Here is a 19,286-nt window from a genome sequence, read left to right on the forward strand (position 1 = left end):
CCGATCTTTCAAAAGAACAGAGCCCGGCTCCGCAAGGATCCGGGCTTTTTCTTTGGACTTAAGGGCTAGCCGCCCCGCGCCTGATCTCGCCGTCCTGCGGCGAAAGCTTTGCTGAGGAAATCTTCACTGCGGCGCAGATAATCCTCCACATTGCTGCGGCGAAAAACGCCGTGACCTTCGTTATCGTAAAGCAAAACCTCATGCGGGATGCCAGCCTCGGTCAGTTCACGCACCGCGACATGGGTGTTTTCAGGGCCGACATTGGTGTCGGCCAGCCCATGCACGATCATCACATGGCCCCGGATATCTTCGATAAACCGCCCCGGTGAGGCATTGTCGTACTTCTCGGGCAACTCCTCGGGCGTGCCCCCCATCATCTCTTCGGAATAGGCCTTGCCATGCGGCATCTCGGTGGCGTGGTAGTCGATATCCAGCCGATACATGCCGCACATCGGGATCGCAGCCGTCACCAGATCGGCAAAGCGGGTGATCGCGTACCAGCTGGAAAATCCGCCATAGCTGTTGCCCGCCAGGGCTACGGGGCCTGGAATGCCGGTGGCGCGGGCCGCCTCAAGCCCAGCGCGGATGTCGGTCTGCTCACGCCCCCCCCAACCATCGTCTTTCACCGCTTCGCGATGCGCAAAGCCGAACCCGGTGGAGCCGCGGTAATTGGGATCAAGCACGGCAAAGCCACTGGCGAGCCAGAACTGGATCTTGGGGTTCATCCAATCCTCGGAATGCCAGGTTGGCCCGCCGTGAATATAGCCGATCAACCCGCGCGGCGTGCCTTTGGGGCGGTAGAGCCAGCCCTGCATCGGGCGGCTATCTGCGGCGGTCCAGCGGAAATCCTCTGGAGCAATGCCCGCATGCGCGGCGGGATTGGGCGCGCGCGCGATCACCCGGCAGCTGCCATCCGCCGCGACGGCCACCAGCTCATGCGGGGCATCGGCGTCATAGGCCTCGGCCAGCCAGCCGCCATTCGGCAAAGCGGCATGAGGCAAAAGGCTGCGGCGGCCAGAGCGATTGGGCAGCGGGGCAATCGAGCGCCCCTGCACCAAAGCGGCACGGGTATGGCTTTGCTCATGGTGGATGCAAAGGAAAGCCGCCCCTGTCCCCGCAAGGCAATCATGCGGGAAAAGCGCGGGCTCCGCGGCGATCCACTCCATCTCGCCCGAGGAAAGCGTCAAAATGCCAAGCCGGTCCTGCCCCTCGACATCCGCGACCACCGCGATCCGGTCGTCATCGATCCACGTCCCACGGGCGTTGTTCGTGGGGCCAAGGTTCAGGACCTCCGAATGTCCCGCACCAGCGGCCGTCATCACCCAAAGCTGAGAGCCTCCGGGCGCGCGATCATGGCGGTGCCAAAGGATAAGCTCCCTGCTCGGCGAGAATTTCGGCCCCACCCCAAGCGGCCCGTCGCTGCGCCCGAGGCAACTGCGCGTCCCGGTCCTGATGTCTTGCCACCAGATACAGCAGCCTTGCGTGACCTCATCCGTCTCATAGTCGAAATCTGCGGCGAAGATGATGCCCGTCTCATCGCGTGTGAAGGAGCCCCCCGTAAGGTAGTGGCGATCCTGCGCCGGGGTCAGCGGCTGCAGATGGTTCAGCCTGCGATCCAGAAGCAAGAGCTGGTCCTGATCGCTGCCGAACCGCGACTGTGCCAGGATCAACTGGTTGCCGTTAGAGCTCACATCGCGGATTTGGTAATGATCCGTGCCTTGGGTCAACTGCTGCGGCGGAGCGGATCCATCCAAGGGCACGCACCAAACGTTCTCCGTCTCGGAAAGCCCAGCCCAGCACCAAAATGCCCATTTACCATCGCCGCTGGCATGGATGTTCGTCATCTGCGGCAGTTCGGACCAGAGCTTGGCGAGATCAGTCATTCAGGCACCTTCAACGAAATGGCAGGCGACATGGCGCTCGGGCGCAACCTCGCGCAGCAGCGGCCGTGAGTTGTGGCACATCTCCGCGGCCAAGGGGCAGCGGGTGGCAAAGACGCAGCCTTTCGGCGGGTTCAAAACCGAAGGCAATTCGCCGGGCAAAGCCGTGCCGACACGGCCCTTTTCGCGCCTCGGATCAGGCTCGGGCACTGCATCCATCAACGCTTTGGAATAAGGATGCAGAGGGCGTGCGTAGAACTCAGAGCGCGGGGCCTTTTCAACCACCCGGCCCAGACACATCACCATCACCTCATGGCTGATGTGCCGCACCACGGCGAGGTTATGCGAAATGAAGACCAGCGCCAGACCCATGCTTTCTTGCAGGTCCATCAAGAGGTTAATCACCTGCGCTTGGATTGACACATCCAAGGCCGAGACCGGCTCATCGCAGATGATCATCTTCGGGCGCCCCACAATGGCGCGGGCAATCCCCACCCGTTGCGCTTGGCCACCCGACAGCTCATGCGGATAGCGGTCGGCGAAATCCGCCGAAAGACCGACCTGCTGCAATGCCTCAACCGCGCGGGCGCGGGCGGCGGCTTTGCTCAACTCAGGCTCAAATGTCGCAAGCGGCCGACTCACGATTTTGCCCAGCGTCATGCGTGGATCCAAAGCGGCGATCGGGTCTTGGAAGATGATCTGCATTTCAGACCGGCGGCGGCGCAGATTGGGAATCTTCGCCATATCCTGCCCCTGCCAGAACACCTGCCCCGCGCTAGAGGGGATAAGCTGCAACAAGGCCCGGCCAAGGGTAGATTTTCCGCAACCGGATTCGCCCACCACCCCCAACGTGCGGCCCGGCTGAAGGCTGAGCGAGACTTCATGCACGATCGGCAAATGCCGAGGCGCGCCAAAGAGACCCGCGCCGGGAATCGTGTAGCCAACGCCAAGATTGCGCGCTTCCAGAAGGCTCATGCTGGGGCTCCGGTCAAATGGCAGGCGGTGCGGCGGCTGGGTTCAAGGCCTGCCACCCCGCGCAAGGTGGGGCGGGCGGTGGTGCATATCGGCAGGCGCACTTCGCAGCGGGCAACGAAGGGGCAGCCCGCGACCTCGCGACCGGCCGAGCGCGGCGTGCCGGGGATGGTGCCCAGCCGCGGCGTCAGCTCGGTCTCCAGCCGAGGCATCGCCGCCAAAAGGCCCTTGGTATAGGGATGCGACGGCGTATCGAAGAGCGCCTCGGCTTGCGCCTCTTCCATCACGCGGCCACCGTACAGCACCATGACCCGGTCACAAAGCCGCGCCACCACGCCCAAATCATGGGTGACAAGGATAATGGCTGTGCCAGTCTCACGACCAAGTTCCGCCATCAAATCCAGTACTTGCGCTTGGATGGTCACGTCCAAGGCCGTGGTCGGCTCATCGGCCAGCAAAAGCTTTGGCCGCGCCAACAGCGCCATCGCGATCATCACGCGCTGCCGCATCCCGCCCGAAAACTCATGCGGATAGCGCCGCGCGCGGCTGGCGGCATCGGGGATGCGCACGCGATCAAGCATCCGCACCGCCTCGGCCTTGGCGGCATCTTTCGACATGCCTTGATGCACGATCAACCCCTCGGCCAGCTGATCGCCAACCCGCATAAAGGGGTTCAAGCTGGTCATCGGATCTTGGAAGATCATCGAGATTTCAGACCCGCGCACCCGGTCTAGCAGGCGCGGTGAGAGCGTGAAGAGATCTTGGCCGTCAAAACAGGCCTCGCCCCGCGCCTCACCGTTTGAGGCGAGAAGCCCCATCAAGGCGTAAAGGATCTGGCTTTTCCCCGAGCCGCTCTCGCCGACGATCCCCAGCACCTCACCGGGGGCGAGGTCGAGGTCGACGCTGTCAACGGCCACGGTGCGCCCACCCTCCATGCGAAAGCGGACCGAGAGGTCGCGGAGTGAGAGCAGCGGTTCGGGGTTTGATTGGGTCATGCGATCAACGGTCATTGGGGTCAAAGGCATCGCGCAGCCCATCGGCGATGAAGTTCAGGCAAAAGAGCACGGTGGCCAGAAGCCCGCCGGGCAATAGGAGAAGCCGCAGATCGGTGCTCATCGCCGAGGTGCCAACTTGGATCAGGTTGCCCCAGCTCGCCTGCGGTTCCTTCACACCGATGCCAAGGAAGGACAGGAAGCTTTCCGACAAGATCACCTCGGGCACCAAAAGACTGCCGTAGACGATCACCACCGAGACACAGTTCGGCACAATATGTTGCAGCACGATGCGCCCGCCGGTCATCCCCCCTGCGCGGGCGGCCTGGATGAACTCGCGCTGCGCCAGACTTTGGGCTTGGGCGCGAACGATCACGGCGGGGGTGAGCCAAAGGGTGAAGACGATGGCGGCGAACAACGAGACCGTGCCGCCGCCGAAGAGAAGGCTCAGGAGGATCACAAGGATCACATAAGGAAAGCCGTAAAGCACCTCGACCAGCCGCATCATGAAGCCGTCGAGCCGCCCGCCGACATAACCCGCCGCCGCACCGTACAGGACGCCAATGCCACCCGCGACCAAAGCGCCAAGGAAACCGATGGTCAGCGAGACTTGCCCCCCCTCAAGCACGCGGATGAAAAGATCGCGGCCATAGTCATCGGTGCCAAAGGGGTGGATCGAGAAGAGGTTCACCGGCGCGCCAATGTTGTCGAAATCGGCATCCTCCCCGGTGAAGGGGAAGAACATCGGGCCAAAGAAGCACATCAACACGATCAGCGTCAGCAGATAGACCGAAGCCATCGCCAACCGGTTCTTGCGAAACCTCCGGAATTGCAGCCGAAGCGTCGAAGCTGGCTCTGCCGTTGGCGCGGCGAAGGGGGGGGAGATGTCGCTAGGCATGGCGCAACCTCGGGTCCATCCAGGCACGCAAGACATCGGTGCCGATGTTGAAAAGAATGACGATGCCGCCGTAGAGAAGCGTGATCCCGGTCACGAGCGGATAGTCGCGGTTCAAAGCCGCATCGACAAAGTGCCGCCCGATGCCGGGCAGAGCAAAGACCGTCTCGATCAACACCGAGCCGGTGATGATCGCCGCCGTGGCGGGGCCAAGATAGGCCACCACCGGCAGCAAAGCTCCTTTAAGCGTATGTTTCAGCAACACCCTTCGCCCGCCGATCCCCTTAGCGCGGGCAGTGCGGACGTAGTTTTCACGCATCGTCTCGATCATCGACGTGCGGGTGAGGCGGCTGATATAGGCGATATTGGGCAAGGCCAGCACCAGTACGGGCAAGACCCAAGATTTCCACCCTGCCCCCATGCCGCCCACTGGCAGCCAGCCCAAATGCAGCGCGAAATAGGCCTGCGCCACCGGACCGATCACGAAGATCGGAATGGCGATGCCGATCACGCCGATCGTACCTGCAACGTAATCCGTCATCCCATTGCGCCGCAAAGCGCCAAGGATGCCCAGCGCGATGCCGACGAAGGTCGCCACCACCATCGCCCAAAAGCCGATGGTCAGCGAATAGGGCAGGCCCGAGGCGATCAGGTCGTTGACGCTATAGTCGCGAAACCGGGTCGAGGGGCCAAGGTCGAAATGCAGCAAGCGCCAGACGAAGCGGCCAAACTGCTGGATCACCGGCTCATCAAGATGAAAGGCCGCCTCGATATTGGCCTGGACTTCCTTGCTGATCTTGCGATTGCGCGAGAAAGGGCCGCCGGGGGCCAACCGCATGACGAAAAACGTCAAGGTGACCAAGGCCGCAAGCGTCAGCGCGCCATTCCATAACCGCTTGCCGATAAAGCGTAACATACAATGTTCCTGCCTAAGTAGGGCGGCCCCGATAATACCAAGGGGCCGCCCGCCAATCGGTTGGTTATTCCAGACGCAGATACTGGCTGTTGTAATAACCGGTGGCCGAGGGGATCCAGCCATTGACCTTGGTGCTGACCAAAGCGCGCATCGGCTCAACCGCGATCGGGGCCAGGGTCATATCGTCGAGCAGGATCTTCTCGGCCTTCGCAAGTTCAACATCACGACTGGCCTTGTCAGCCTTGGTGCCTGCCACATCCATCGCCGCGTCATATTCGGGGCTGACCCAGTTGTAGCCGGGCTCGGCCGAGGGGCGCATGTAGGACAAGAAGGTCTCGGCCCCGGCGAAATCGCCGATCAGACCATCCGAGAAGACATCCCAATTGGTGGTGTAGAACTCATCGAGCCAAGCCTTGCGCTCCATGCCGCGGATGTCGGTCTCGACCCCCAGCACCTGTTTCCACATCAGCGCCACCCCTTGCGCGATGCGCATGCGGTCTTCGGCCACAGTGGTCACAACGTTGATCTTCAAGGGATTGTCGGGACCAAAGCCCGCCGCCGCCATCAACTCTTTCGCTTTGGCCTCACGCTCTTCCTGGCTCAGCTCAAAGCCCGGCATCTGCGGGCCGTTATATTCAGGATCCACGCCCCCCGCGAAAGCATAAGAGGGTGTTGCACCGCCCTTGACGATCTTCTCTTGCAAAACCTCACGGTTGATTGCCCAAGCCAAAGCGGTGCGGACATTGATGTCTTGGAACTCGGGCTTCGTCAGGTTGAAGCTGTAGAACGAGACATAGGTCGAGGGCGCGATCATCACCTGATCCGGGATCTCGGCCTTCAGCGCCTCGATTTGGTTCACCGGGATATCATAGGTGATGTCCAGCTCACCGGCTTGGAAACGCTTCAGCTCGGTCGCGACATCTTCGGTGACGTAATACTTCACCTTCTCGATGCTAACATTGGCCGCGTCCCAGTAATTGGGATTCTTTTCCAAAAGGATATGGCTTTGCGGCACGACTTCCTTGATCGCATAGGCGCCGTTCGTGACCACTTTGGTCGGATCGCCAAAGGCCGCGGTGCCGCTGGCTTCAAGGCTCGGGCTATGGACTGGCGACATCTGGAAAGCGCCCATCAGATACAGCAGATGCGGCGCGGGATTGTCCAAAGTGATCACAACCGTGCGATCATCGGGCGCGGTGACGCCAAGGGTCGAGACATCCGTGGTCTCGCCATTGGCCAAAGCCGCGGCCCCGGTGATGCTGACCGTGGAATAGAAGTAATAACCCTTCTCCGAAATCGTATCAGGGTTCAGCGTGCGCGAGACGGCATTGACGAAATCTTGCGCCACCAGCGGCTCGCCATTCGACCATTTCAAGCCTTCGCGCAGATGAAAGGTATGGGTCAAACCATCTTCAGAGCTTTCCCAACGCTCAGCCGCGCCGGGCACGATCGTGCCACCGGGACCGAAGTTGATCAGCCCCTCATAGGCATCCATCAAGATCCAGCCGGTCGCGCCGTCAAAGACGACATGCGGGTCCAGCGTCGACCATTCCGAGCCCATGCCGCGATCCAAAACCCCGTCCGCCATCGCCGCCCCGCCCAAGCCAAAGGACAGCGCCGCGCTGGCAAGTAACAGGCCAATTCCCTTCATCTTCATGGTCTAACTCCCTGTCATTATTGTTTATTTTTAGTGATTTTAGTTTGAAAGTAGGTCCCCACTTCGCACCGGGGTCTCCCCGGCGACATGCGCAAGCCCCTGCCCTTTCAGGCAGAAGGGGTGTAAATCACGCCGGAAGAAAAGCCCGGCATTGGGGGCAAGAAGCGGCAAGCGCCGCCGGGTCAAAGGGTCGCTGACATGGCCAAGGATCTGGTCCTTCTCGACCATTGCTCCCGGCGTCAGCGCCCAAGTCACAATGCCGCCCTGCGCGGCAAAAACCTCACCCGCGCCATTGAGCGGAGTTTGCAGGGCGGGCGGATGGGCGGGCTTTGGCGCGCCGGAGATCACACCCGCCGCACCCAAAAACGCCATCATATTCAACGCATCTTGCTGCGCCTGCGCATCCGAGACATCGCGCTGACCGCGATATTCCAGTGTGGTGGCGAAGGTCGGCTGCGCAATCGGATGGTCCGGGAAGCGCTTTTGCAGCGCCCGCCAAGGCGCGGTATGCGCCTCATCAAAGGCATTGCCGCCAGAGGTATCTTCCATCAGCGCAAGCACGGCCCCGGTGCAGCGGCCCAAAGCCTCGGTCAGCGCGGGGTGCGAGGAGGAGGTGTAGAAATGCATCACCGCCTCATGGTCGCAGTGCAGATCCAGCACCAGATCAGCATCATGCGACCATTGCAAAAGCCGCTGACGCAGCTCTTCATTCTCGGATTTCGGGGCCAGTGCCTTTAGGGCTTTGGCAAAAGCTGCGCGGATGATCTTGGTGTTCTGGCCTGCATCTTGGGTCAACTGACCTTCCAGCGCATCGCCCGCCAAAGCGGCAAGATCGAAATGGCCACGATTATAATTCTGCATGGTTTCAAGGTCTTGCCGCCCCTGCGGCTTGCCTTGCAGCCATTGCGTCAGCCCGATCGGATTGGCGAATGGCACGACCGAGATCTGCCCGGTGATCCGCCCCTCAGCCTCGGCCGTATCCAAAAGTTCCATCAGATGCCAAAGGAGGATCGCCCCCGGCATTTCATCGGCATGTAAAGCGGCTTGCAGATAGACCTTGGGGCCGCCCCCCGCATCCCAGAAATGACGGGTCAGCTGGCGGCGGCTGCCGGGGCTTACGGGCGTCAGATCTAGGATCTCAGTTTTCATGGCAACCTCACCGGGTCAGCAATGATCTTTGCAGGTTTTTCAAGTCGATCAACTCTCATCCGCATCCTCCAGCTTGCCCAGCAATGGCTCTAGCAAGCTTTGCGCCGCCGCCAGTGCACGCGCGGAATCAAACCCTTCGGGATCGATGCATTGTTCAAGCCAAAAGCCATCCGCCAAAGCGATCACCGAGGCAGCCATTGCGGCCGCATCCACCTTCAACCCATGCGCAAAGCAATGCTCTTCAATCGCCGCCTCGACCGCCGCTTTGTAGCTGCCGTAATTGCGTTGATGGGCCGCGCGCAGTTTGGGGTTCACTGCAAACTCCCCCCAAAGCGCCAACCAAATCCGAAGGTTTTCAACGCTGTAGCTTTCAACGCCGAAAATGCGCTTTAACATTGAGGGAAATTTCAGCGGCGGGTCCGAGTTCACCTCTTGCAGCATCGGCTCATAAGCTGCCTCGTAAACCGCCGCCAAGAGCCCGTCTTTTGAACCGAAATGATGCGCGATCAAACCGCGCGAGGCCTCGGCCTTTTTGCAGATATTGTCGATGGTGAAGGCGGTGATCCCGCCCTCCCCAAGACATTCAAGTCCGGCCTTCACCAGCATCGCGGCCCGCTCTTCGGCGGCGTAACGGCGGAATTTTGGAGGCTCAGATATGGTCACGCGGGATCGCCCTTTCCCAAGACCGGCGGCGAATCTCACTGCCGTTTTCGCTGATCACCGTCTCGGCGGTCAGATGGAAATGCGTCAGATCGCAGGTCATTCTGGCGCGGCTTTCATGGGTGAATGTGCCGTCCTTGCGGATCTGATCAACCCTGTAAGCCAATGACATCTCAGCCGATAACGGGTCTCCCTCAGTGATCTGATAGCGGGCAAAGCCGTCGCTGCGCTGGCGAATGCCAATCTCGGGGAACTCGTGATCATAGGTCCAGCGCGGGAAATCGACCGTGATGCGGCCTTCAAGCAGGTCCCGGGTGATCCGGCGCGGACTGGCGGGGGCGACCGGATGGCTGATCATCGGTGATTCCGGCGCGGCCTCAGGCGGATCGAAGGCGCGCAGATGCGCATCCTCGGCGCGCGGCGGGCGCACCGGCAGGTGCAGCACGGTGGCACCGGTGTCGATGGTCAGCGTCACCGCCTCGGGCGATGGCCAAGCGATCGGCCAATAGTTGGACGAGAGCGACAGGCCGATGCGATGGCCCGCCGCAAAGGCATGGGCGATATCGTCAAGCTCGACCTCAACAGTGATTTCCTGCCCCGGAACAAGGGCTTGCGGATTTCCGTGGCCCTGATGATGCGTCAGGTTCATCAGCCCCAACGTCACCCGAGTTGAGGCGCCGTTCGGGGCCACATCGTTCAGCCGCGCCGCGACCAAAGCCAACGGCTTATCGCTGGAGACTCGCAGGGTAACCCTCGGCGCGCCAAGGATTTCCAGCCGCTCGGGCAAGGGCTCTGACAGCCAGACCAGTGAGCCCGCATCATCCTCGCGCTGGTCCACCGGCCAATCGGCATCCGCGCCGTAGCGGCCAATCTCGCCCGCCGCCATCCCCACCCAAAGCGGCGAAGAGATCTGCGCTTTGCCCGGAGCTGCTGCCGCGTTTAAGCCCGCGCCAACCGGATGATACTGCCGCCAATCAATGCGCGGTGAGGGCCATTGATCCTCGCCCACCCAGCGGCCGGGCCGCTCAGTATAGCAAGGTTTCGGCGGCAGCCCCTCTTGCATCCAAACCCGCAAAGCGGGTTCGTCCATGATGCCGGTGTCACGCCCCTTCATCCAATGATCGCACCAGCGCAGCACTTCTTGCAGCCAGCCGATCGCCGGTTCCACCGTAACATCATGCGGATAACTATGCGCCCAAGGGCCAATCAGCCCGCGCACCTTATCCGCGCCAAGCCCCGCCAGAAGCCGCGGCACCGCTTCCGAGTAATTGTCCGCCCAGCCCGAAACCGCATAGACCGGGATCTGGATTGCCGAGAAATCCTCACAAACCGAGCCCTGCTGCCAGTATTCATCACGCCGCTGATGATCGAGCCAAATAAGGCCCCAAGGATCATTCGCTTCGATCCGATCCAGCCAGATTTGCCGCCAAGCGTCGCCGTGCAAAGCCGGATCCGGCGGCAGGTCCATGCCGGCCACCATCGTGCCCGACCAATCAAGATTGTCCTTGGACAGACAACCACCGATGTAATGCACGTCAGTGGCATAGCGGTCATCGGTGAAGCCCACCGCGATCACCGTTTTCAGCGCCGGAGGCTGACGGGCCGCGATCTGCAAGCCGTTGAAACCGCCCCAAGATATCCCGATCATCGCAACCTGACCGTCGCACCAATCCTGCGCCGCGATCCAAGCGATCAGATCGACGCCATCCAACTGTTCTTGCAGCGAATATTCGTCGTAAAGCAGCCCCTCGCTCTCGCCACAGCCGCGGATATCCACGCGGATACAGGCATAGCCATGCCCGGCCAGATACATATGCAGCCCCTGATCGCGCGAACGGGTGCCGTCATGCTTGCGGTAGGGCAGATATTCCAAGATCGCCGGATGCTTGCCGGAAGCCGGACGCCAGATCTTGGCCGCCAGCCGGGTGCCATCGGGCAAAGGGATGAAGAGATTCTCCACCACGTCCACCTGATGCGGAAAATCTGTGCGGATCTCGGCCACCGGTCACCCCCTGCTACTGAACGACCATGCAACAAGGCGCGATCTTCTGTCAAACACTCATGCATGCTTGACCGATCGCGGAAGGCGCTCTTACTATACGAATGTTCAGCAAGGAGTCACCATGCCCCGGAATCCCCGCTACAATACCCTGTTCGAGCCGGTTCAAATTGGCCCGAAAGTCGCCCCAAACCGGTTCTTTCAGGTGCCGCATGCCAGCGGCATGACCAATGTCAGCCCGCGCGTGCGCGCTGCGTTTCGCGGCATGAAGGCCGAGGGCGGTTGGGGCGTGGTTTGCACCGGGGCCTGTTCGGTGGATCCTTCGTCTGACGACAGCCCGTTTCCGAATGCCACGCTCTGGGACAAGGCCGACATTAAGGCGCATAGGTTAATGACTGATGCAGTCCACGCGCATGGCGCTTTGGCGGGGGTAGAGCTCTGGCACGGCGGGGCGGCCGCGATGAACCGCACCACCCGCTTCGCGCCTTTGTCGCCCTCGGGCGTGCCTTGGATGGCGACCCATGTCGGCTTCATGACCTCGGCCCGCCCTAAGGTCATGGATGCGCAGGATATTCGCGATCTCATCCGCTGGCATGCCGAAGCGGCAAAGCGCTCTGAGGAGGCCGGGTTTGACATCCTCTATGTCTATTCCGGCATGGGCTACCTGCCCTATCAATTCCTTTTGTCGGATTATAACCACCGCACAGATGCCTATGGCGGCTCGGTGCAAAACCGGGTTCGGTTAACGGAAGAGCTGATTGACGCTGTGCGCGATGCCACCGGCGGGCGCTGTGCGGTGGCCTTGCGGATCTCGATGCAAGAGCTGCGGTCGCGGCCTTCTGAGGTCGCGGAATCCGAGGCGCATGAGGTGATGTCCTACCTCAAAGACGCGCCGGATCTGTTCGATGTGAAGATGGATTATTCGGCCTTTGACTGCGCGCCAAGCCGCTATTCGGCCGAAGGAAGCCATGAGCAGACGATTGAATTCATGAAGAAAGTCACCACGAAGCCCGTGGTTGGCGTGGGGCGTTTCACCTCGCCCGATACGATGGTGTCGATGGTGAAGCGCGGCGTTCTTGACCTGATCGGCGGCGCGCGGCCCTCGATCGCTGACCCCTTCCTGCCCGCCAAGATCAATGAGGGGCGCGAGGAGGATATTCGTGAATGTATCGGCTGCAACATCTGCATTTCCTCGTGGCATGACGGGGTTTGGGTGCGTTGCACGCAGAACCCGACGGTGGGCGAGGAATATCGCCGGGGCTGGCATCCGGAGAAAGTTACAAAAGATTCAGCGGGTTCGGTGCTGGTGATCGGCGGCGGGCCGGCGGGGCTGGAGGCGGCGCTGACCTTGGCGCGGCGCGGCTTTGAGGTGAGCCTCGCCGAAGCGCGGCGCGAATTTGGTGGGCGGCTTTTGTGGGAAAGCAGCCTACCGGGGTTGCGGCAGTGGTTCCGGGTGGCAGATTATCGGCTGGGGCAGCTCGCAAAGCTGCCAAATGTCACGCTTTATCCCGAAAGCCCGCTGACGGCAGCAGAGGCTATGGAGTTTGGTGCAGACCACATCGTTGTGGCCACCGGCGCCGATTGGGACCGCGCGCTCTGCGGGCCGAATGAGATCCCCGAGGGGCGGCTTGAGGGGGCTGCGGTCTATACGCCCACCGATTTGGCCGCAGGGCGCATCCCGCAAGGCCCTGTTTTGGTGCATGATTTCGACAATTACTACATGGGCTCGGCCGTCAGTGAATGGCTTTCGGGCAAGGGGCTTGAGGTGACGCATGTCACCACGGCGGGCAATGCGGCGGCTTGGGGTTTCATGACCAATGAGCAACCGCAGGTGCATAAGTCCTTTGCCGCAAAAGGAATTACCCTGCGGACCGCAGAACGAGTGACCGGGTTTGACGGCGGGGTGGTGCGGCTGGCGCATATGCTCTCAGAGACGCCGTCTGAGGTTGCGGCGGCCTCGGTTGTGCTGGTCGGCACACGGGTTTCCCGCTCCAGTCTGGCCGAGGAATTGCGGGCCTTGGGGGCAATTTCGGTGCATCTTGCAGGGGATGCATTTGCGCCCGGCGCCTTGGCACATGTGACCTATAGCGCGCATAAGACGGCACGGGAGATTTCCGCCAAGCCTTTGATCAAACGGGATTTCGCAATCCCCAGCCTTGAGTTGCAAGCATGAGCCGCCGCCCCGAACGCAGCCGCCAAGCGGCGGTGCAGCAACGCCCCTTTGGCCAAGTGCCGAGGCATATTGGCCCGGTGGAGGCGATCAGCGCCGATCAGGTTGAGGCGATCCATCAGGCCGCGCTGACCGTCCTGCGCGATACCGGCATGCGGGTGCTGGAGGATGGCGCGCGCGATCGCTTCCGTGACGCGGGGGGGAAGGTCGACGGACAGATGGTCCGTTTCGACCCAGAGATGGTGGAGGAACACCTTAAAACCGTGCCCGCGCGGTTTACGCTGGCCGCCCGTAACCCATTGCACAATTTGACTTTAGGTGGCGCGGATACGGTTTTTGCCTCGGTCGGCGGGCCGGCCTATGTGATGGATCTTCAGCGCGGGCGGCGCGAAGGGACGCTCTCGGAGATGGAGGATTACCTGCGTTTGGTGCAGGTTTTGAACGTCATCCAGCAAGAGGGTGGCGGGCCGTTTGAGCCGATGGAATTGCCGGCGCATACGCGGCATCTCGACATCTATTCCTCGCAGATCCGGCTTCTGGATAAGAACTGGCAGACCCAGACTCTGGGCCGCCGCCGCACGCTTGATGGGCTTGAGGCGGCCCAGCTTGGCATGGGGCAAAGCCTTGAATATATGGCAGAAAACCCCTGCCTTTTGGGCATCATCAACACCAATTCCCCGCTGCAATTGGACATCCCGATGTGCGAGGGACTGATCACAATGGCCGAGCATGGGCAGGTCAATGTGATCACGCCTTTCACCCTGTCGGGGGCGATGGCGCCGGTGTCTTTGGCGGGGGCTTTGGTCCTGCAACATGCCGAGGCTTTGGCGGGGATTATCCTGACGCAAATCGTGCGGCCCGGGGTGCCGGTGATGTATGGCGGCTTCACCTCAAACGTCGATATGCTCTCGGGCTCGCCTGCTTTTGGCACTCCGGAATATTCCATCTGTTCAATGGCTTCTGGGCAGCTTGCCCGTCGGATTGGGGTGCCGTTCCGGTCTTCCAACGTGACTTCGGCCAATGCGGTGGATGCGCAGGCGGCTTATGAGAGCATGATGTCGCTTTGGGGCGTGATGCTGGGCGGCGCGCATCTCGTCAACCATGCGGCGGGCTGGATGCATGGCGGGCTAACCGCCAGTTTTGAAAAACTTATTCTCGACGCCGAGATGCTGCAAATGCTGCAAGCTATGCAGCAGCCCGTCTCGACCGATCCGAGCGAATTGGCGCTTCAGGCGATTGCCGAGGTTGGCCCCGGCGGGCATTTCTTCGGGACTTCTCATACACTTGAGCGCTACCGCGAGGCCTTCCATAAGCCGCTGATCTCGGACTGGACGGCGCATGAGGCTTGGAAGGCGGGCGGCAGTTTGGGAACGGTGGAGCGTGCCTCGGCGCTTTGGCCAAAGCTTCTGGCGGAATACCAAGAGCCGAAATTGCCTGAGGATCGGGCGGAAGAATTGGCCGCTTGGGTGACAAAACGCAAAGCCGAAGGTGGCGCGCCGATGAACTGACCTCGGCTCGGTTAACCTTCGGAAAAGGCCCGAAAATCTACGTATGGTTTTGGGCTGTTTTACGTATGGTTTACGTATGGCTTTGGTCGGGCTTTTTGCGCTTCACCCAATGGTTAACGGTAGGGCGGCTTATTTGCCGCCGCCCGCCGTCTCGGACCCGCCGCGGGTCAGGTAATAGGCGATCAGGATCGGTAGGAAGGTCGCGGCAAAGACCACAATGGCGACCACATTGGTCACTGGGCGCTGCCTTGGCCGGATCAGCTCATTATACATCCAGATCGGCAGGGTGCTTTGCTGGCCTGCGGTGAAGGTGGTGACGATCACCTCATCAAAGCTGAGCGCGAAGGCGAGCATCCCCCCGGCCAAGAGCGCCGAGCCGAGGTTGGGCAGCAGCACATAGCGGAAGGTCTGGAAGGCATTGGCGCCAAGATCGGCCGAGGCCTCCATGATGCCACCGGACAGGCGGCGCATCCGGGCGACGGCGTTGTTATAGACGATGACGATGCAGAAGGTGGCATGGCCAAGGATGATCGTCCAAGTGCTGAACGGGATCTCCATCACGCCGAAGGCCGAGCGCAGCGACATGCCGGTGATGACGCCGGGCAGAGCGATGGGCAGGATGACCAGAAGCGAGAGTTGCTCGCGGCCGAAGAATTTGGCGCGCGACATGGCGGCGGCGACGAGCGTGCCGAGGATGATGGCAAGGATCGTGGCGACGCTGGCAACCTTGAGCGAGAGCCACAAGGGCGGCCAGATATCGGCGCGGTTCCAAGCGACGCCGAACCACTGGGTGGTGAGGCCGGGCGGCGGGAATTGATAGGTCTTCTCCTCGGTCGTGAAGGCATAAAGGAAGATCAGCAGGATCGGCAGGTGCAGGAACAAAAGCCCCGCGAAGGCGGCGGCTTTGAGGCCAAGCGAGGCGCGCGGGCCAGAGAGTCTGGGGTCAGAGAGGCTGAGGTCAGAGCGCATCGAAAGCCCCCGCCCGTTTGGCCAAAGCCAGATAGATCAGCATGATCAGGATCGGCACCACGGCGAAAGCGGCGGCGAGCGGGATATTCCCGGCGGTGCCTTGCAGCTGATAGACCGCCATGCCGATGGAATTGGCCGAATTGCCAATGATTTGCGGGATAATGTAATCGCCCAAAGTCAGCGAGAAGGTGAAGATCGAGCCTGCGATCACGCCGGGCATCGCAAGCGGCAGGATCACGGTGCGGAAGGTTTGGGCCGAGGTGGCGCCAAGGTCGCTGGAGGCTTCCAGCATCGAGGTCGGCACACGCTCAAGCGCGGCCTGCATTGGCAGGATCATATAGGGCAGCCAGACATAGACGAAGACCATGAAGGTGCCTGCCGGAGAGGTGGAGAGGGAGGAGCTTTCCAGACCCGGTATCGAGAGGATCCCGTTGATGATCCATGATGTATGCGTGCCCTCGGCCGCCCAAGTGAGGATACCCTCTTTGGCGAGGATCAGCTTCCACGCGTAGACTTTGACGAGATAGCTCGACCACAGGGGCAGCATGATGCCGAGGTAGAAGGCAGCTTTCCATGCGCCTTTGGCGTAGCGGGCGGCGAAATAGGCGATGGGGAAGGCAAGGATCGCCGAGGTCAGGGTGACGGCACCGGCCATCAGCACGGTGCGGCGGATGATGTCGAGGTTTTGCGCCCGAAAAAGCTCGGCATAGGTTTTGAGGGTGAATTCCTCTTTCACCACGCCGGAAAATTCATCGATGGAATAGAAGCTTTGCAGCAGGAGGGCGGCGAGGGAGCCAAGATAGACCACCCCCAGCCAGAGAAGCGGCGGGGTGATGAGGAGGAGCAGCAGCAGCCCCGGGCGGCGCCAAAAGAGTGCGGTGAGCTTATCGGCCCAGCCACGGGCGGGGAGGATCGCGCCTTTCATGCGTGGGTCCTCTGTGTTCGACCGCCGGGGGCCAGCCCCGCCGCCGATTGGTTCTCGAACCAATGGCGAACGCAATCGGCAGCCCCCGGAGTATTTCGGTCAAGATGAAAGCGGAACGTGGTTTTCATCTTGATATAAATACTCACAGCAACGCGAGTCCGGGGCGCAGCGATGGTCATGCGCCCTCCATCAGATGCAGAGCTTTGGGGTCGAAGCGCAGCGAGCGGGTGTCTCCGATCGCGGGTACGGGTTGGCCGCTCGGCAGGAGGGCGGCGATTTCGGTGCCTTGGGCGGTGAGGAGGATGCGAGTGGCGGCACCGAGATAGCGCAGGCCGGTGACTTGGCCGCTGATCTGGCCCTCGGGGCTCCCGGGTTCCACCAATTGCACCGATTCGGGACGGAGTGAGGACCATTGCGCGGGGCCGCCGAGGCTTTGGGTCAGGGCGGGCGGCAGGACGTTGGAGGAGCCGACGAAATCAGCGACGAAGCGGCTGGAGGGTCGGTCGTAAATTTCTTGCGGGCTGCCGACTTGCGCGATGCGGCCTTGGTTGAAGACCGCAAGGTGATCGGCCATCGACAAAGCCTCGTGCTGGTCGTGGGTGACGAAGACGAAGGTGAGGCCAAGTTTGGCTTGCAGGGCTTTAAGCTCATCCTGCATCGCCTCGCGCAGTTTGAGATCGAGGGCGCCAAGGGGTTCATCCAGCAAGAGGACGCGGGGTTCGTTGACCAAGGCGCGGGCCAGCGCCACGCGTTGGCGTTGGCCGCCGGAGAGTTGTGCGGGTTTGCGGTCGCCGTAGCCTTCGAGTTTGACCAAAGCCAGCATCTCTTCGGCGCGGGCGTGGCGGGCGGTGCGGGACATGCCTTTGACCATCAGCCCATAGGCGACATTGTCGCGGACGTTGAGATGGGGGAACAAGGCATAATCTTGGAAGACCGTGTTGACCGCGCGCAGATGCGGGGGGATGCGGCTCACATCCTCGCCAAAGATGCGGATCTCGCCGGTGGTGGGTTGCTCAAAGCCCGAGATCAGCCGCAGGCAGGTGGTTTTGCCGGAGCCAGAGGGGCCGAGCATGGCGAAGAACGCGCCTTCGGGCACGGTGAGATCGACCCCGTCCACGGCTTTGGTGCTGCCGAAGTGACGGGAGACATTGGAAAACGTGACGGCTGCGGTCATCTGCGGGTCCGGGGATTGGGGCCTTGGCCGAAGGGGCAGGATGGACGCGCGGCCCATCCTGCAAGCTCAAGCGATCAGCGCCCGCCGATCACGCCGATGTAGTCAGAGACCCAGCGGTAATAGGGCACGCAAGCGCCCTCGCCTTGGGCGCAATTCGAGACCGGGGTGGTCCAGAAGCGGATTTTCTCAAAGTCATCCATGCCATTGGCGGTGCAGCTTTCCGCCGTCGATTTGCCCGAGCCATCGGTGCAGGCCGCGGGCACCGATGGGTTGGCGCCGAACCAGACCGCAAGGTCAGATTGCAGGTTCGAGGACAAAGAATGCTCCATCCACATATAGGCGCAGTTGGGGTTCTTTGAATCGACATGCAGCATCGAGGTATCTGCCCAGCCGGTGGCGCCCTCTTGCGGGATCACCGAGGCGATCGGCTGGCCGTCGGCTTGCAGAAGGTTGCGCTGGAAGGGCCAAGAGCCCGAGGCGACCACGCCTTCATTCTTGAAGTCGTCAATCTGGATGAAGGCGTCATGCCAATAGCGGCTGACGATCTGGCGCTGGCCGCGCAGCAGATCCAAAGCGGCGGCATATTGCTCTTCGTTCAGCTCATAGGGTGAGGTGATGCCCAGCTCGGGCTTGTGGAACATCAGATATTGCGCGGCATCGGCAATATGGATCGGGCCGTCATAGGCCTGCACCCGGCCTTTGTTCGACTGGCCATCGGGCAGGTTTTGCTCTTCGAAGACGATGTTCCAGGAGGTGGGCGGCTCTTTGAAGGTCTCGGTGTTATAGACCAGCACGTTGGGGCCCCACATATAGGGCACGCCGTAATGCACGCCGTCGACCGTGTGCCAGACCGCATCTTTCAGCCGGTCATCGACATTCTTCCACGAGGGCACAAGGTCGACGTTGATCGGCTGCACCCGGCCGCCGGCGACCAGCCGCAGGGAGGCATCGCCCGAGGCGGTGACGATGTCGAAGCCGCCTTCATTCATCAGCGCCACCATCTCATCCGAGGTGGCGGCGACTTTGACATTGACCTTGCAGCCTGAGCTTTCTTCAAACTTGGTCACCCAGTCAAAACCGGGATCGGTCTCGCCGCGCTCAACATAGCCCGCCCAAGCGACGATGTTCAGCTGGCCTTCACCGGCGCCGAGTTCGGTGACCTGCGCCAGCGCCGGGACGATCCCGGTCACCAGTGCCAGCGCCGTGGTGGCAAGCAGCTTAAATGATGTCATGGCAAACTCCCCATTGATCCCTCGGGCGGCTATGGCCGCACGGACGCCGGTTTTTCCGGTCATGGGAAAAAGCCTAGGTCAGGCTTTTCATTTCGCAAAGCTAAATCATTAAGCCGTTTCTGGCCGCCATAGTTCACGCTTTACCGCGCGAGCCGCGCAGAGAAACCGGTGAAAAACGAACATCCTTT

Annotated in this window: 15 protein-coding genes; 2 read left to right on the forward strand and 13 right to left on the reverse strand. The window is 61.5% G+C overall.

Annotated features, from left to right (window positions below; all coding sequences use genetic code 11):
• Positions 1 to 65: 65 nt before the first annotated feature.
• The 9 genes from Q9295_RS08075 to Q9295_RS08115 all read right to left on the reverse strand — a co-directional run bounded on the left by Q9295_RS08075 (position 66) and on the right by Q9295_RS08115 (position 11,123).
• Positions 66 to 1,883, reverse strand: coding sequence for a S9 family peptidase (locus Q9295_RS08075; protein WP_306680025.1), 1,818 nt, complete (start codon positions 1,881 to 1,883; stop codon positions 66 to 68).
• Positions 1,884 to 2,855, reverse strand: coding sequence for an ABC transporter ATP-binding protein (locus Q9295_RS08080; protein ID WP_306680026.1), 972 nt, complete (start codon positions 2,853 to 2,855; stop codon positions 1,884 to 1,886). It abuts the gene before it with no gap.
• Complete coding sequence (locus Q9295_RS08085) at positions 2,852 to 3,847, reverse strand: ABC transporter ATP-binding protein (protein ID WP_306680027.1); 996 nt, start codon at positions 3,845 to 3,847, stop codon at positions 2,852 to 2,854. The genes Q9295_RS08080 and Q9295_RS08085 overlap by 4 nt, the downstream gene beginning before the upstream one ends.
• A 4-nt stretch (positions 3,848 to 3,851) precedes the next feature.
• Complete coding sequence (locus Q9295_RS08090; RefSeq protein WP_306680028.1) at positions 3,852 to 4,742, reverse strand: ABC transporter permease; 891 nt, start codon at positions 4,740 to 4,742, stop codon at positions 3,852 to 3,854.
• Positions 4,735 to 5,655 (reverse strand): ABC transporter permease, encoded by a 921-nt coding sequence (locus Q9295_RS08095; protein WP_306680029.1) that lies wholly within the window; start codon positions 5,653 to 5,655, stop codon positions 4,735 to 4,737. Before Q9295_RS08095 ends, Q9295_RS08090 begins: the two co-directional genes overlap by 8 nt.
• Before the next feature lie 64 nt (positions 5,656 to 5,719).
• Positions 5,720 to 7,312 (reverse strand): peptide ABC transporter substrate-binding protein, encoded by a 1,593-nt coding sequence (locus tag Q9295_RS08100; protein ID WP_306680030.1) that lies wholly within the window; start codon positions 7,310 to 7,312, stop codon positions 5,720 to 5,722.
• Between the two features lie 39 nt (positions 7,313 to 7,351).
• Entirely contained in the window at positions 7,352 to 8,461 is a 1,110-nt protein-coding gene (locus Q9295_RS08105; protein WP_306680031.1) for a succinylglutamate desuccinylase/aspartoacylase family protein, read from the reverse strand.
• 48 nt (positions 8,462 to 8,509) lie between these two features.
• Positions 8,510 to 9,124 carry a TetR/AcrR family transcriptional regulator gene (locus Q9295_RS08110; RefSeq protein ID WP_306680032.1) on the reverse strand — a complete coding sequence of 205 codons (615 nt, stop codon included), beginning with the start codon at positions 9,122 to 9,124 and terminating at the stop codon, positions 8,510 to 8,512.
• The gene (locus tag Q9295_RS08115; RefSeq protein ID WP_306680033.1) at positions 9,111 to 11,123 is read right to left on the reverse strand and encodes a CocE/NonD family hydrolase; all 2,013 of its coding nucleotides are present in this window, start codon (positions 11,121 to 11,123) and stop codon (positions 9,111 to 9,113) included. The genes Q9295_RS08110 and Q9295_RS08115 overlap by 14 nt, the downstream gene beginning before the upstream one ends.
• A 121-nt stretch (positions 11,124 to 11,244) precedes the next feature.
• Here Q9295_RS08115 and Q9295_RS08120 point away from each other — a divergent pair, with 121 nt between their 5' ends.
• Together Q9295_RS08120 and Q9295_RS08125 are read left to right on the forward strand one after the other, a co-directional pair.
• Positions 11,245 to 13,293, forward strand: coding sequence for an oxidoreductase (locus Q9295_RS08120; protein WP_306680034.1), 2,049 nt, complete (start codon positions 11,245 to 11,247; stop codon positions 13,291 to 13,293).
• Entirely contained in the window at positions 13,290 to 14,798 is a 1,509-nt protein-coding gene (locus tag Q9295_RS08125; protein WP_306680035.1) for a trimethylamine methyltransferase family protein, read from the forward strand. Before Q9295_RS08120 ends, Q9295_RS08125 begins: the two co-directional genes overlap by 4 nt.
• A 129-nt stretch (positions 14,799 to 14,927) precedes the next feature.
• On the opposite strand, the gene Q9295_RS08130 is transcribed toward Q9295_RS08125, so the two are convergent.
• The 4 genes from Q9295_RS08130 to Q9295_RS08145 form a co-directional block, all read right to left on the reverse strand.
• Positions 14,928 to 15,767: an ABC transporter permease gene (locus Q9295_RS08130; RefSeq protein WP_306680036.1), complete on the reverse strand. Its 840-nt coding sequence runs from the start codon at positions 15,765 to 15,767 to the stop codon at positions 14,928 to 14,930.
• Entirely contained in the window at positions 15,757 to 16,692 is a 936-nt protein-coding gene (locus Q9295_RS08135) for an ABC transporter permease (protein ID WP_306680037.1), read from the reverse strand. Before Q9295_RS08135 ends, Q9295_RS08130 begins: the two co-directional genes overlap by 11 nt.
• A 175-nt stretch (positions 16,693 to 16,867) precedes the next feature.
• Positions 16,868 to 17,866 carry an ABC transporter ATP-binding protein gene (locus Q9295_RS08140; RefSeq protein WP_306680038.1) on the reverse strand — a complete coding sequence of 333 codons (999 nt, stop codon included), beginning with the start codon at positions 17,864 to 17,866 and terminating at the stop codon, positions 16,868 to 16,870.
• 74 nt (positions 17,867 to 17,940) lie between these two features.
• The gene (locus Q9295_RS08145; protein WP_306680039.1) at positions 17,941 to 19,098 is read right to left on the reverse strand and encodes an ABC transporter substrate-binding protein; all 1,158 of its coding nucleotides are present in this window, start codon (positions 19,096 to 19,098) and stop codon (positions 17,941 to 17,943) included.
• Positions 19,099 to 19,286: the final 188 nt, after the last annotated feature.

Origin of the sequence: Pseudogemmobacter lacusdianii (assembly GCF_030848395.1) — a bacterium.
In the GTDB taxonomy this organism is placed as follows: domain Bacteria; phylum Pseudomonadota; class Alphaproteobacteria; order Rhodobacterales; family Rhodobacteraceae; genus Pseudogemmobacter; species Pseudogemmobacter lacusdianii.

Excerpts from the sequence above, each read along its gene's own strand:
- Q9295_RS08075 (WP_306680025.1), bottom strand. The coding sequence starts at position 1,883 with ATGACTGATCTCGCCAAGCTCTGGTCCGAACTGCCGCAGATGACGAAC.
- Q9295_RS08080 (WP_306680026.1), bottom strand. The coding sequence starts at position 2,855 with ATGAGCCTTCTGGAAGCGCGCAATCTTGGCGTTGGCTACACGATTCCC.
- Q9295_RS08085 (WP_306680027.1), bottom strand. The coding sequence starts at position 3,847 with ATGACCCAATCAAACCCCGAACCGCTGCTCTCACTCCGCGACCTCTCG.
- Q9295_RS08090 (WP_306680028.1), bottom strand. The coding sequence starts at position 4,742 with ATGCCTAGCGACATCTCCCCCCCCTTCGCCGCGCCAACGGCAGAGCCA.
- Q9295_RS08095 (WP_306680029.1), bottom strand. The coding sequence starts at position 5,655 with ATGTTACGCTTTATCGGCAAGCGGTTATGGAATGGCGCGCTGACGCTT.
- Q9295_RS08100 (WP_306680030.1), bottom strand. The coding sequence starts at position 7,312 with ATGAAGATGAAGGGAATTGGCCTGTTACTTGCCAGCGCGGCGCTGTCC.
- Q9295_RS08105 (WP_306680031.1), bottom strand. The coding sequence starts at position 8,461 with ATGAAAACTGAGATCCTAGATCTGACGCCCGTAAGCCCCGGCAGCCGC.
- Q9295_RS08120 (WP_306680034.1), top strand. The coding sequence starts at position 11,245 with ATGCCCCGGAATCCCCGCTACAATACCCTGTTCGAGCCGGTTCAAATT.
- Q9295_RS08125 (WP_306680035.1), top strand. The coding sequence starts at position 13,290 with ATGAGCCGCCGCCCCGAACGCAGCCGCCAAGCGGCGGTGCAGCAACGC.
- Q9295_RS08130 (WP_306680036.1), bottom strand. The coding sequence starts at position 15,767 with ATGCGCTCTGACCTCAGCCTCTCTGACCCCAGACTCTCTGGCCCGCGC.
- Q9295_RS08135 (WP_306680037.1), bottom strand. The coding sequence starts at position 16,692 with ATGAAAGGCGCGATCCTCCCCGCCCGTGGCTGGGCCGATAAGCTCACC.
- Q9295_RS08140 (WP_306680038.1), bottom strand. The coding sequence starts at position 17,866 with ATGACCGCAGCCGTCACGTTTTCCAATGTCTCCCGTCACTTCGGCAGC.
- Q9295_RS08145 (WP_306680039.1), bottom strand. The coding sequence starts at position 19,098 with ATGACATCATTTAAGCTGCTTGCCACCACGGCGCTGGCACTGGTGACC.